The sequence below is a fragment of the Agrobacterium vitis genome (genome assembly GCF_013337045.2).
Classification (GTDB): domain Bacteria; phylum Pseudomonadota; class Alphaproteobacteria; order Rhizobiales; family Rhizobiaceae; genus Allorhizobium; species Allorhizobium vitis_B.
The window spans coordinates 851,535-865,330 of record NZ_CP118260.1 but is presented as its reverse complement, the minus strand read 5'-3'; the positions used below and the strand labels follow the sequence as shown (position 1 = coordinate 865,330).

The window sequence follows — 13,796 nt, the reverse complement described above, 5'->3', positions numbered from 1 at the left end:
TGACGGGAACCCCGGTTACAGTGAAATGCCTGCGCGTCGAGCGGCCCCAACTGCGGCGGTACGGGTGCTGACCTTCAGCTTTGAGAAAATATTGCGCAGATGAAACTTGATCGTATTGTCGCTCAAGGCCAGTTCGCGACCGATTTCCTTATTGCTGAAGCCCTGACTGAGCAGCGCCATGACAGCAAGTTCCCGGTCTGTCAGCGCGGATGACGAGAGACCGTGAAGCGGCGTGGCTTCGCTTGTTTCCTGCGCCGTCCGTCCTTCCGGCAACAGGGCTTGCAGCCTTTGACGCAGAACTGCCGACATCGGGCTCTCCTCAGCAATTGCCCTGAGATCGCGCAGGAAATCGTCGCCTTCAATCCAGATCATGGCCCGAAAATCTTCCATCGGAAAGGTCAGCAGCAGATCTTCCAGGCGGGCTGCAACAACCTCGCGTTTTTCCTCGGCGATCAACAGACGCATGTCAAGAAGCGCCAGTTCCACACTGCGAAGATCGTGAATTTTCGTTGGTTGTTGGCTGATCAGGATGGAAAGCGATTTTCTGGCGCCCACAAGATCGCCGCGAACCAGATGGATGCGCGCCCAAAGCAGTGCCGGCGTCAATCCACGCAAATGGGTTGCGAGATTGTTATCCGGCACCGAGGTGATGTCTTCCATGCCGAAACCATGGGCCTTTGCGTAGCGGATCGCCTGCTCGACATCACCGCTTTCCAACAGCAGCAACACCCGGGCGCCATCGATCAGCCGGATCAATCGATGAAAACCGCGCCGCTTGGCCGCCGACCGTGTCCGGTCCGCCAACGCATGGGCGGCGGTCATGTCGCCTTTTAGGCGGAAGATCATCTGCTGGGCGGTAAACCCAGCGGCCAAAAGATCAAACCAGGCATCATGCCGCTCCAGATGCGGCAAGGCCCAGCACAGACAAGGCCCGGCTGCCTCCAGATCGCCACGCATGACCAACAGTTCCGCCTTCAGCACCTGTCCCAAGGCGTCGAGATCGGTGCCCTTGCCAATGCAGGCCTGCACCTCATCAATCAACTGTTGATAATATTCTTCAGCGCCGGAGCAATCGCCACTGAAAAAAGCAGCCTGGCCGATATGGGTGTAAAGATGCACCGCGCCGAAATCGGCACCGCCGTCACGGAAGGTCTGAACTGCCAGATGGCCGTAATGCAAGGCTCGGTCCATGTCGCTGCGGTCGAGGAAATTATAAGACAGCATATTCAACACCATGGCGCGGTGGACGAGTTCGGTGCTGGCAATGTCTGTCAGATCGGTTTCCAATGCGGCCAAGTCTTCGGCACAGGCAGGGCGGTCGAAATAAAGCCCCAGCAGGACACGAACCACCCGCAGATCACTGGTAAATGTACCCGGAGCAGCCGTGTCGGCCCTCTCGGCAATGCCAAGATAATGATTAGCGGCATCAAGATGTCCGGCTTTGGCGCTGACCACGGACAAGCCAAGCGTGGTCAGCGGAAAACAGGTGAGATCAATGGCCGAAACATTGGCCATGATGGAGTTGAACACGCTGGCACCGCCTCGGCTGGTCGTATACACCCGCCGCCAGCCGCCGCTGGTTTCGACGATTTCCGCGGCGAGATTGGCGTTGCCGCTCATCAGCGCGTGGCGCACGGCGGCATCGAAATCACCGGTCGATTGGAACCAGCGCGCCGCCCGTTCGAGAACATCCTGCACTGGATAGCCACGTCGAGCGGCCTCTTCCTTCAGGAAGGCGTTGAAAACCGGGTGATAGCGGACCCAGCCACCACCGCCAGCCAGCAGGGCAACGGGCAGGGCATGGTCTCCAAGCTTGCCAAGCAAGTCGGCGCTGTGCGCATCATCGAAGACGGCCTCAACCAGATCGCGGTTGACGGCGGGGAAAGGCGCGGTCTTTAAAAGCAGTTCCTGCACATCTTCCGGCAGATTGGCAAATACCTGCTCCGACAAATAGCTGCCCATTTCGGCATTGCCGCCGTCGAAGGTGGTGAAAAGCGCGCCGCCATCGACATTTTCAGCAATCAGCAGCCGGATCATCTGCAAGGCAACCGCCCAGCCCTCCGTCCTTTTATTAAGCCCAGCCACTTGTTCCCGGCTTAAGCTGGCATTCTGTCCGGCAAAAAACTCCTCGGCTTCCTGGTCGGAAAAGCCCAGTTCGGCAATATTGACCTGGCGAAATTCGCCTTTCAACCGCAGAGCCGATACCGGAAAGCGCGGTGGAGTGCGCGAAATCAGCACCAGTTTCAGGTGGTTCAACGTCTGGTCGCCCAACAGGCGCGCGACGATTGCCTCGGTCGCATCGGTCTGGGCGAAGTGATAGTCATCCAGAAACAGGATGACCGGCTCGCTGATCTTGCGCAACCGGGTGGATAATAAGGCGAGAAGCGAGGCGACGGTCATGCTGGAATCGACGCCGGTGCCTTCTTCCATCCGCAGGGCATTGACGGCTTCCAGCAGCAGCAGCAGGAACTGTGTCTGGTCACTATATTCCTGATCCAGCGCAAGCCAGGACAGGCTGCGCCCTTCGGCGCGCAGGGTATCGAACCACTGCGCAGCCAGGGATGTCTTGCCATAGCCCGCTGGCGCAATGATGGTGGTTACCCGTTTCAATCCCCCAGCGGAAAGATGCGACAGGATTGCCCTGCGCTTGATCGCGCTCTGGGTACTGATCGGGGGCTGAAATCGCAGAGTGAAGTTCATGAAGAAAACGTGCTATGTCGCATCCGCTTTGGCAAGCCTGTTCTGATGTAATCAAAAGATTACAAACATATCAACCGGTAAAAAATTATATTAACCAAGCAAAACCCATGTAATTTTTAGGGTATTATTGCAAAAGCTAAATTAAAACACGGCTTCATCTTTCGCAAGGCTGATGCCGGTATGAACCAGACCCGGCGTCAGGCAAAAGCGTCCTTCGATCACTGTTCCCGCCGGAAATTCGACATGGAGGCGTGACAGCAATTCGGCGGTAAACAGACCACCCCGATCAGGATCGATTCGGATCAGCGCATCTTCGAACCAGAACATTTTTTCAACCAATGGATAAAGACATTTGAACAGGCTCTCCTTGGCAGAGAACACCAGGGTGGTATGAAGTTCCGGCAAAAAAGAGCTACCGGCCCCAAACCTGTCTTCCGGTCCGCAGATCCGCTCTCGGACATTGCCCATGACCTGCGCTGTCATGACCTGTTCTGTATCCATGCCAAGGCTGCGAAATCGGGCCGCATCGGCAACGGCTGCCGCAGCAAACCCATTTGTATGGGTGATCGAGCCGACCAGTCCAGGCGGCCAGACCGGTTCGCCACGTGGTCCTGCTGTAACGGGTGCCGCAGGCTGGCCGGTTTGCGCCGCAATCGCCTCCATGGCACAGAACCGTCCGCCCACATATTCCGCCTTGCGCTTGGCGACCGCCTTTCCCATGCTTTCCGGCAGGGGTACGCCGAGTTCAATTGCCGCTTCCGGCGTAAAATCCTCGTGACGAAAGCAAACAGCGCGATGAGAGATCAAGGCCTCAAAAAGCGGAGGCACTGGACAGGAGGAGTATATTTCAACCTGATTATTGGCTTGTTGGCTCATAAAAAACCTTGAATAATTCTTGAATTGAAAGAAATGCCGATCGAACCACCGGAAAGCTTCGCTTACAGCGGCTGTTGCAACAAATACTCTTCCGCCTCTTCGCGTGACATGGCAAGCACGCGTTGCACCATATCGAAGCCAAAGCCATTGCGTGCCATGCCCGCCATTTCCTTCATTCTCTGCCGTTCATCGCCATCGCTGCGACGAAAGGGGCCATAGCCGCGCTTTCGGGCAAAGCGAATGGCGGCGGGCAGGTCGTCCATATCCTCCAGCGCTGCCTGCACCAGGTCCTTCTCGATACCCTTGCGCGCCAGGGTCTGGGCGATAGCACGTCTGGATTTTCCGCTGCGTGCTGCAGATTGCGATTTGATCTGCGCGTAGGCATCATCGTCCAGCGCCAGCATCTGGCGGCCAAAGCGCACGGCTTCCGCGGCCAGCGCATCGACCGTCTCGGGCTCGATGCCCTCATATTTCTGTCGTGCCTTGCGGGAGACGGCATCGCGCAATTCCCGCTCGCTCATCATCCGGCGGCCAAGGCGATAGGCGGCAGAATTGCGCGCCCAGGCCAGCATCCGCGGTTTCGGCTGCAAAGGGTCCGGTTGCGCCTCGCTGTCAAACAGGATTTGTGCCTCGCCTGTCATGTCGCTCGTCGTTCCAATGCTGGCCATGCCTCTATTGTTCGTCTGATGATGGACGCTATATCACTTTGTCATGGAAGACGACAGGACCGCCGAGAGCGTGTCCTCAAGCCAATGTGAATTCTGAGATGAAAGACATCATGCCACATCAAAAAAACCTTCAAATTCAGCTTGCATCCCGTCCAATCGGCGCTCCTGTCGCCGATAATTTTCGGCTGGAAACGGGCTCCGTCGGCGAGCCCGAAGATGGCGAGGTCCTGCTGCAAATCCTTTATCTGTCTCTCGATCCCTATATGCGCGGACGCATGAGCGTCGCAAAATCCTATGCCAAGCCGGTTGAGATTGGGGCGGTGATGGAGGGCGGCACAGTCGCCCGCGTGCTCCGCTCAAGACACAGTAATTTTCAAGAGGGGGATATTGTTCTCTCCCATTCCGGCTGGCAAAGCTATGCGCTTGCCAAGGGTGAAACGTTGCGCAAGATCGATCCGTCGGCAGCCCCGATCAGCACTGCCCTCGGCGTGCTGGGCATGCCCGGCTTTACCGCCTATGCGGGATTGCTGACCATCGGCAAGCCAAAGCCCGGCGAAACGGTGGTGGTGGCTGCCGCCAGCGGCGCGGTCGGCTCTGCGGTCGGCCAGATTGCCCGTCTCAAAGGTGCGCGCGCTGTCGGCATTGCCGGTGGTGCAGACAAATGCGCTTTTATCAAAAACGAACTCGGGTTCGACGCGGTTGTCGATCACCGCTCGCCTGATTTTGCTCGGGAACTGTCACAGGCCTGCCCTGATGGCATCGACGTGTACTTCGAAAATGTCGGTGGTGATGTCTGGAAAGCGGTGTTTCCGCTACTCAATAGCTTTGCGCGTGTGCCGGTCTGCGGACTGATCGCCCAGTATAACCAGTCTGTGGAGGATGCGCCCGGCCCGGACCGTCTGCCGATGACCATGCGCGATATTCTGACCAAGAGCCTGACGGTGCGTGGCTTTATCCAGCGCGAATTTGCTGATCAATTTTCACAATTCCAGCGGGAGGCGGCTGGCTGGATTGCCGATGGATCGCTACGCTACCGGGAAGATATCGTTGACGGGCTGGAAAATGCCCCTCAAGCCTTTATCGGTCTGTTGGAAGGTAAGAATTTCGGCAAGTTGGTGGTGCACGTTTCACAGTAAAGTATCACACGATCATCGTCCGGCGGCAAACTCCGCAAGCTTGTCGCCGGAGAGCCGGTAGCGGATCCATTCGGTCTGTGGCTCTGCACCTACAGAATCATAGACCCGGATGGCTGGCTCGTTCCAATCCAACACACTCCATTCGAACCGGCCGCAGCCGGTATCCACGGCAAGCTTTGCCAGATAGCGCAGCATGGCACGCCCGGCACCGCCGCCGCGATGGGCCGGATCGATGTAGAGATCTTCGAGATAGAGCCCCTTGCGGGCCTGCCAGGTCGAGTAATTATAAAACCAGATCGCGTGACCAACAGGCGTTGCCTGCTGTTCCAAAATCGCGGCAAAGGCAACGGCCCCTTCACCAAACAGCGATTCATGCAGGCTTTCGACCGTGGCCTTCACCTCATGCTCGGCTTTTTCGAAAATCGCCAGATCGGTGATGAAGCGAAGGATAACCGGCACGTCCTCTGGACGCGCCTTGCGGATGGAGAAATCCATGCAGAAACCTCAAAAGAAAAGCAGGCCATTTCGGGCCTGCCTGATATTTTTGCTGAAAACACCAAGTTTTGGAGACACCAGACCTTATTGGAAAGGCATCCACCAGGATTTATTGGAATTGGACATTTCCGCTTCCTTCTGGCGACGTTTTTCCTTCTTGGCTTCTGGTTCGCCCAGATCGTCCAGCTTGGCCTGATCAACTTCGCGGTAGGAAGCCGGCGGATCGGACAGAACCCGGCGCTGGTCGATATAGGCGCCCTTCTGGATCTTGCGGGCGTCGCGGAAGGCTTGCCATTTCTGGGTTTCGGTCATCGTGCCATTGGTGCCATTGCCATCAAGAAGCGGCGAACGATAGCTCTGGTTGCCACGGTTGGCATCGGCTTCAGCCACGAGCCTTGTGCGGGTGTCCTCAGGGCTTTCGACCCAATCCGGATTATCCTTGCTGGCCAGGGACTGCTGCGGCTGTACCAGCTGCGCGGTCTCACCCTTGGGCGGCAGGACAAGGTCCGGGCGCGGGTTATATGCCGTGTCTGTCGTCTTCTTCTTGCTGCCAATGGAGGCGGCCGAGCCAACATCGTCCACCAATTGTTCCATAGACGTCTTATCAGTGCCATAGGTCGGGCCGCTGGTGCAGCTGCTCAAGGCAGAGCAGGCAGCAAACATGCCAACAAGAACCATCCGTGCCTTAACCATCAATACCTTCCAGCCTTTTTCATGTCCCGGATCCAAAGCTCCGTCAGTCGTAGCAAACATCTTTCCATCCAGCCTCATGCTGAACCGACGGATATCCGCACCGCTGTCGCGTATGGTTTCAGATCGGAACCTCCCGGGCGCCTTATACAGCAAGCTCAGGAGAACATCAAATCGACCATACCGGCACCATCCCGAATAGTTATCGGCGGTATCTTTCCGCCTGATAGAAAATTCCGGCCAATTTCAGGCAGCTTCTACCGGATGATCCTAAAAAGCGCAAATCATCCGGTAAATATTCATCTGTCAGTCAAGTGTCAGTTCGCGCAGGGCCGCCGCATCCCGTGCGGAAACATCGGGATAGTCAGGGTCGGAGCCGACATCGTCGGTGATCCGCCAGGAGCGGGCGCATTTACGGCCTTCCGCCAGTTTCGGCTCAACTGAGACCGCACCCACATCTGACAACCGGAAGGCCTCGGACGGACCTTCACCCTTAACCACCGAAATGGCCGAGGTGATGCAGATTTCGGCAAAATCCTGACCCTCAAGGGCGGCCATGAGATCCGCATCGGCAATATGCACGACGGGAGCCGCTTCCAGCGAGGAGCCGATGCGCTTGTCCTTGCGCTCCACTTCCAGCGCGCCTGTCACGACGGAGCGCACCTTGCGGATCTTTGCCCATTTGCCCTCCAGTGCCTGGTTCAGCCACTGCGCCGGAATCGGCGGGAACTGTTCCAGATGCACGGAGACCGCGTCCGGGCTGCGCGACAGCCAGGCTTCCTCTGTGGTGAAGGGCAGCATCGGCGCCAGCCACAGAACCATGCAATCGAACAGCTTGCGGATCACAAAGAGTGATGCACGGCGGCGCGGCGAAGACGGCGCGTCGCAGTAGAGCGCATCCTTGCGGATATCGAAATAGAAGGCCGAAAGCTCGACATTGGCAAAATCGGTCAGCGCCCGGGTGATCTTCTTGAACTCGAACGCATCATAGCTGTCGCGCACCAGCTGATCCAGCTCGGCCAGCCGATGCAGCATCAGCTTTTCCAGCTCCGGCAGCGCCTCATAGGCAATGTCTTCGCCATGGTCATGAGCAAGGGTGCCCAGCATCCAGCGGACCGTATTGCGGATCTTGCGATAGGCATCGATATTGGTCTGGAGGATGGTCTTGCCCAGCCGCTGGTCTTCCCAATAGTCGGTGTTCATCACCCAAAGACGCAGAATATCGGCACCGGACTGGGCCATCACATCCTGCGGCACGACCGTATTGCCGAGCGATTTCGACATTTTGCGGCCTTGCTCGTCCATGGTAAACCCATGGGTGACGACGGCCTTATAGGGCGCGCGGCCACGGGTGGCGCAGCTTTCCAGAAGCGAGGAATGGAACCAGCCGCGATGCTGGTCCGAGCCCTCAAGATAGACATCCGCCGGCCATTTCAGATCGGGGCGATCTTCCAGCGTAAACGTATGGGTGCAGCCCGAATCGAACCAGACATCGAGGATGTCACGAACCATGGTCCAGCGATCCGCGTCGGCGACGCCCTCCAGGAAGCGCTCACGCGCACCATCGGCAAACCAGGCATCCGCGCCTTCTTCTTCAAACGCTGCCAGAATGCGGGCATTGACGGCTTCATCCTGAAGGATTTCGCCTTTTTCATCGGCGAACAAGCAGATCGGCACGCCCCAGGCGCGCTGACGCGACAGTACCCAATCCGGGCGGCCCTCGATCATCGCCCGCAAGCGATTCTGGCCTGCGGCAGGCACGAAACGGGTGTCATCGATGGCGCCAAGGGCGCGCGAGCGCAGCGTCGTGCCATCGCCCAGCTCCTTGTCCATATAGACAAACCATTGCGGCGTGTTGCGGAAGATAACTGGCTTCTTGGAGCGCCATGAATGCGGATAATCATGCTTGATCCGGCCACGGGCGAACAGGTTGTTGGCCGCGATCAGCGCCTTGATGACGCGCTCGTTGGCATCGCCCTTCTTCCCATTGTCGTCCATCACGCGGGCAGCGCCGCCTTCAGCCGAGGGGCCAAAGCCGGGAGCGTCTTCGGTGTAGAAGCCAGCGTCATCGACGGTGAAGGGGATTTTGGACGAAATGCCACGGGCTTCCAAGGAGCGGGCAGCCGACATCCATGCGTCAAAGTCTTCGCGACCATGGCTGGGAGCGGTGTGGACGAAACCGGTACCGGCATCATCGGTGACGTGATCGCCGTCGATGAGGGGAACGTCGAAGTCGTAGCCGAGAGAAACGAGGGGATGAGAAAGCGTGAGGCTATCTACCTCATTTGGCTCCAAGTGCGTTAATAAATCAAGCCGGACTTTGGCTTTAGCTGCGCAGTCATCTGCCAACGCATTTGCTAGGATCACCTTATCTTCAGGTTGAGGCCCATATTTATTTTCAGCATGTGTGACTTGATAGAGACCGTATTCAATTTTTTTAGAAAAAGACACAGCACGATTACCGGGAATGGTCCACGGAGTTGTAGTCCAGATTAAAACAGATGCCTGAGTCAACTGCTCAGAACGAAGTCTAAATTTTTCTTCGTCTGCTCGACTTGATTTATTTAAAACACCACTTTTGACCGGAAACTTCACCCAGATCGTATCACTTTCAACCTCGTGATACTCCACCTCGGCCTCGGCCAAGGCGGTGCGTTCCACCACCGACCACATGATCGGCTTGGAGCCACGGTAGAGTTGGCCGGATTTGGCGATTTTCAACAATTCGCCGGCGATACGGGCTTCCGCGTGGAAATTCATCGTGGTGTAGGGATTTTCAAAATCACCTTCGATGCCCAATCGCTTGAAGTCTTCCGACTGGACCTTGATCCAACCGGAGGCAAAATCCCGGCATTCCTGACGGAATTCGTTGATCGGAACCTCGTTCTTGTCCTTGCCTTTTTCGCGGTATTTTTCCTCGATCTTCCATTCGATCGGCAGGCCGTGGCAATCCCAGCCGGGGACATAATTGGCATCATAGCCGCGCATCTGGAAGGAGCGTGTGATGACATCCTTGAGGATCTTGTTCAGCGCGTGGCCGATGTGGATATTGCCGTTGGCATAGGGAGGGCCATCGTGCAGCACGAATTTTTCGCGGCCAGCCGCGGAAGCGCGCAGCTTTTTGTAGAGCCCCATCTGCTGCCAACGTTCGACGATTTTCGGTTCTTTGTCCGGCAATCCGGCCCGCATCGGAAAATCAGTCTGCGGCAGCGCAAGCGTTGCGGAATAGTCTTTTTTATCAGCGGTATCTGTCATGATCTAGCCATTGAAGGAGGCGGCAATGCAGCGCCTTAAAGTGGAGAAAGTCGGTGACGGGGCGTGGCAGAACACACGCCGAAAACCCGGACCCTCCGGCTGCTCCTAGAGCGCGCGGAAGGCCGGGCCAGTAATTCGCCCGATACTACGGAAGGATATGGTCGACCGGACTGTTCTCATGATGGCGATTGTTTAAGCGGTTTCCCACCGAAAGAGAAGAGGGAAAGAGCAAAGGCAAAACAACAAGGCGGCAGAGACCGCCTTGCCGAAATTGAAAACCCTGGTCACGCCTGCGCCGGTACCTTGGCAGGGGTGATCAGGTTGACCACAACAGCCACGACAATATTGGCCAGCAGCGCCAGAATGCCGGTATAGATGGTAAAGGGTGTTCCATCGATGGTAAGCGTATGCAGCGGCTTCAAGCCATTCAGCCAGACCAGCCAGGTGCCGCCGACAAAGCCGACCACCCAGCCAGCCAGCAGGCCCGGGACCCGGAACCAATTGGTAAACAGGCCAAAGATCAGCGCTGGCAAGGTCTGCAAGATCCAGATCCCGCCCAGCAGCTGAAGATCCAGCGCAAATTGAGTCGGCAGGAAGACGATAACCAGCAGCGCCCCGACCTTGACCACCAGCGAGGTGATTTTTGCCACCTGTGCTTCACCGGCATGGGAAACATCAGGGTTGATATAGGCCTTCCAGAAATTGCGGGTGAACAGATTGGCCGCACCAATGCTCATCACCGCCGCTGGCACCAGGGCACCGATGGCGATGGCGGCAAAGGCAAAGCCCGCAAACCAGCTTGGAAACAGCGTCTGGAACAGCATCGGCACGATGTCATTGGGCGTGGCCGGTTTCAGGCCTGCCGCATGGCCCATATAGCCCAGCAGCGCCAAAAGCCCCAATAGCAGCGTATAGGCGGGTAGCATCATGGCATTCTTGCGGATGGTATTGGCACCGTTCGAGGCGAAAATGCCCGTCAACGTGTGCGGATACATGAAGGCCGCCAGTGCCGAACCGAAGGCCAGCGTCGCATAGGCCACATATTGATTGCCAGCCAGCAGAAGGCCGCCGGAGCCTTTGGCCTGGAAGGCCGCATCGGCGCTGGCAAACACATTGGCATAGCCGCCAAGCTTCATCGGGATGGCGGCGACGGCAACAATCACCACGATATAGATCATGATGTCCTTGACGAAGGCGATCAGCGCCGGAGCGCGCAAGCCTGCGGAATAGGTGTAGAGCGCCAGAATGATAAAGGAGACCATCAGCGGCACTTCGCCATGCAGGCCAAGCGCTTTCAGCACGGCGGCCATGCCGACCAGTTGAAGAGCGATGTAGGGCATGGTGGCAATCACCCCTGTCAGCGCTACCACCAACTCCAAAGCGCGAGAGCCGTATTGGCCATGCACGACATCGCCTGCGGTCACATAGCCATGCTCCTTGGCGCGCCGCCACAAGATCGGCATGACCAGAAACACGAAGGGATAGACAATGATCGTGTAGGGCAGCGCGAAGAAACCATAGGCGCCGACCGCATAGACCAGCGCCGGAACGGCAATCACCGTATAGGCGGTATAGAAATCGCCACCCACCAGAAACCAGGTGATCCATGTGCCGAATTTGCGCCCGCCAAGGCCCCATTCGTCGATATGGGCCATAGTCTCCGGCCTGCGCCAGCGCGAAGCGACGAAGCCCATGGCGGTGACCAGCGCGAAGAAGAAGATGAAGACGGCAAGCGCTGTTGGATTGATCTCAGTCGTCATGGCGCATGCTCCTGTAGGCGATGTAAATCAGGAGCGATGTCAGCGGCACCCACATCAACTGGTACCAGTAGAAGAATGGAAAGCCGAACAATGAAGGCTCGCGAATATTATAAAATGGAACCCATAACAGGCCGATATACGGAATAACCAGCAGCCAGCAGGCCGCGGTCCAAATACGTTTTTGCATGAAACCTCTCCCGCAAAAGCAGAGGCGCAACTGCATTGCTCGCCTCAACGTATCTCCAATCATTTCCGATTCACCGCCAGGCTGCAACCGGCAAATGCCCGGCATTCAGGCTGAAAAAAACGGAGGCTTTGAGCCGTAGGGCCGACAATGGCGTCAAAAGGCGATTTTTCCATCCAACTCGCCAAGGGGCTTTACACCCGCCAGCAGAGTTCTTGCCTCATCAGCATCAATCTTGATCTGGGCAACGAGAGGGTCGAGACCCTCGAATTTCCACTCGTCGCGCAGGTGGCCGAAGAAGGAGACGCCACAGACCTCACCGTAGAGATCGCCGGAAAAGTCGAAGACAAAGGTCTCAAGCAGCGCCGCACCATTTTCGGTTACTGTCGGGCGATAACCGAAACTGGCGACACCATCATGCAGCGAACCATCGGCCCGGCGCAGGCGCACGGCATAAATGCCGGGGCGCAAGGTGGTTTTGGGCGAGAGCGCCATGTTGGCGGTGGGAAAGCCCAACGTGCGGCCAAGCTGCTGGCCCTTGATAACCTCGGCCTCGACCGTGAAACGATAGCCAAGCAGGCCAGCCACTTCGCTGACCGCACCCTCGGCCAACAGACCACGAATACGGGTGGAAGAAACAACCTCGGCATTTTCATCGCGGAAGGCATCGAGAAGTGTAACGCCGAAACCGTACTGCGCACCCATACCCATCAGGAAGGCCGGGCCGCCTTCACGCCCTTTGCCGAAATGAAAATCGAAGCCGGTTACCACCTGGCCAGCCCCCAGCCAGTCCACCAGCACGGTCTTGACGAAATCCTCGGCGGAACGCTGCGAAAATTCCCGGTCAAATGGATATTCGATTACCGACTGAAACCCCATCGCCTCCAGAAGTCGGGCCTTGAGCGGCGCCGGAGTCAGGCGAAACACCGGGTCCTGCGGGTTGAACACCGCACGGGGATGCGGTTCAAAAGTCAGAACCAGAGCGGGAAGGCCGCGTTGCTGTGCCAGCTCCAGCGCCCGGTCGAGCACGCTTTGATGGCCGCGATGCACGCCATCGAAATTGCCGATGGCAACAACCCCGCCCTTCAGGCTGTCGGGCAGCGGTGTCTTCTTCTCATTTCGGTGAAAAACGGTCATTGCTATTTTCCGTCAGGCCAACCGGGGCATCCACCACTTGGGCGTTGCCGCCTCTCGCTCAAGGTAAGCGTCCAGCATCGTCTCGTCTATCTTGCCGTTGGTGGTATATTCAGCTGCATGGATACCGCCGCTCACATAGAGAAGGTCAAGGCCGAAGCTGAGCGCGCCCCTCACGTCGGTTGGCATGCCGTCGCCGATCGCGATGATGCGGCTGCGGTCAATCGCAGTGCCCCGTATCTCCTGCGCTTTCGCCAGGGCCGCCTCGTAAATCGGATTGTGCGGCTTGCCAGCATAGCGAGTTTCACCACCCATTTCAGCGTATATCGCTGCCAGCGCGCCAGCACAGGGGACGAGCCGATGGCCACGCTCCACGATCAGGTCGGGGTTGGCAACAATCATCGGAAGTCCGCGCTGGTTCAAGCCTTCAAGCATTCCGCGATACTCTTCGGGCTGCTCCTCTTCGTCATTGAACAATCCGGTGCAAATAATGGCGTCGGCCTCGTCCGCCGGAACCAGTTCAACATCGAGCCCCTGAAACAGCGACAGATCCTGGCTCTGACCGATTAGAAAAGCGCGGCGCGGGGCTTTTTCAATCAATTTTCTCGTCACATCACCGGAAGAAACGATAGCGTCATAGGCCGTTTCCGGGACGCCGATTTGATCAAGCATTATCTTCACACGGTCTGACGGCCGTGAGGCATTGGTAATCAGCACGACGGAAACGCCATTGGCACGGGCCTGCGACAGGGCCTCTCCTGCCGCAGGAAAAGCATCTATTCCATTATGTAAAACGCCCCAGACATCCGAGAGGATGACATCGTAACCCTGGGTGATTTCATTGAGCGTATCGATGCGTTTTGCCATGGAATCCGTTGCCTGCTGAAAGAACTGGCGC

11 protein-coding genes are annotated in these 13,796 nt (G+C 57.4%); 1 reads left to right on the top strand and 10 read right to left on the bottom strand.

Going from position 1 to position 13,796, the window contains the following annotated elements; genetic code table 11:
* Positions 1–15: 15 nt before the first annotated feature.
* From G6L01_RS21680 to recX, 3 genes are all read right to left on the bottom strand, one after another.
* Positions 16–2,700, bottom strand: a complete 2,685-nt coding sequence (locus G6L01_RS21680) for a winged helix-turn-helix domain-containing protein (RefSeq protein ID WP_071205771.1) — start codon at positions 2,698–2,700, stop codon at positions 16–18.
* 141 nt (positions 2,701–2,841) lie between these two features.
* Complete coding sequence (locus tag G6L01_RS21675; protein ID WP_174089304.1) at positions 2,842–3,507, bottom strand: 4'-phosphopantetheinyl transferase family protein; 666 nt, start codon at positions 3,505–3,507, stop codon at positions 2,842–2,844.
* Positions 3,508–3,638: 131 nt separating this feature from the next.
* Complete coding sequence (gene recX / locus G6L01_RS21670; RefSeq protein WP_070164523.1) at positions 3,639–4,217, bottom strand: recombination regulator RecX; 579 nt, start codon at positions 4,215–4,217, stop codon at positions 3,639–3,641.
* A gap of 137 nt (positions 4,218–4,354) precedes the next feature.
* Between recX and G6L01_RS21665 the strand changes: the two genes are divergently transcribed.
* On the top strand, positions 4,355–5,380 hold the full coding sequence (locus G6L01_RS21665; protein WP_070164522.1) for an NADP-dependent oxidoreductase: 1,026 nt from the start codon (positions 4,355–4,357) through the stop codon (positions 5,378–5,380).
* A 12-nt stretch (positions 5,381–5,392) separates the two neighbouring features.
* On the opposite strand, the gene G6L01_RS21660 is transcribed toward G6L01_RS21665, so the two are convergent.
* The 7 genes from G6L01_RS21660 to G6L01_RS21630 all read right to left on the bottom strand — a co-directional run bounded on the left by G6L01_RS21660 (position 5,393) and on the right by G6L01_RS21630 (position 13,765).
* Positions 5,393–5,875 carry a GNAT family N-acetyltransferase gene (locus G6L01_RS21660; RefSeq protein WP_070164456.1) on the bottom strand — a complete coding sequence of 161 codons (483 nt, stop codon included), beginning with the start codon at positions 5,873–5,875 and terminating at the stop codon, positions 5,393–5,395.
* An 84-nt stretch (positions 5,876–5,959) separates the two neighbouring features.
* Entirely contained in the window at positions 5,960–6,568 is a 609-nt protein-coding gene (locus tag G6L01_RS21655) for a hypothetical protein (protein ID WP_070164521.1), read from the bottom strand.
* A gap of 303 nt (positions 6,569–6,871) precedes the next feature.
* Entirely contained in the window at positions 6,872–9,820 is a 2,949-nt protein-coding gene (ileS, locus tag G6L01_RS21650) for an isoleucine--tRNA ligase (protein WP_070164455.1), read from the bottom strand.
* Positions 9,821–10,104: 284 nt separating this feature from the next.
* A complete protein-coding gene (gene mctP, locus G6L01_RS21645) occupies positions 10,105–11,580 on the bottom strand; it encodes a monocarboxylate uptake permease MctP (RefSeq protein ID WP_070164454.1) in 1,476 nt (491 codons plus the stop codon).
* A complete protein-coding gene (locus G6L01_RS21640; protein ID WP_060717091.1) occupies positions 11,570–11,767 on the bottom strand; it encodes a DUF3311 domain-containing protein in 198 nt (65 codons plus the stop codon). The genes mctP and G6L01_RS21640 overlap by 11 nt, the downstream gene beginning before the upstream one ends.
* Positions 11,768–11,920: 153 nt before the next feature.
* The gene (locus G6L01_RS21635; RefSeq protein WP_070164452.1) at positions 11,921–12,901 is read right to left on the bottom strand and encodes a bifunctional riboflavin kinase/FAD synthetase; all 981 of its coding nucleotides are present in this window, start codon (positions 12,899–12,901) and stop codon (positions 11,921–11,923) included.
* 12 nt (positions 12,902–12,913) lie between these two features.
* The gene (locus tag G6L01_RS21630; RefSeq protein ID WP_070164520.1) at positions 12,914–13,765 is read right to left on the bottom strand and encodes a TIGR01459 family HAD-type hydrolase; all 852 of its coding nucleotides are present in this window, start codon (positions 13,763–13,765) and stop codon (positions 12,914–12,916) included.
* Positions 13,766–13,796 lie beyond the last annotated feature (31 nt).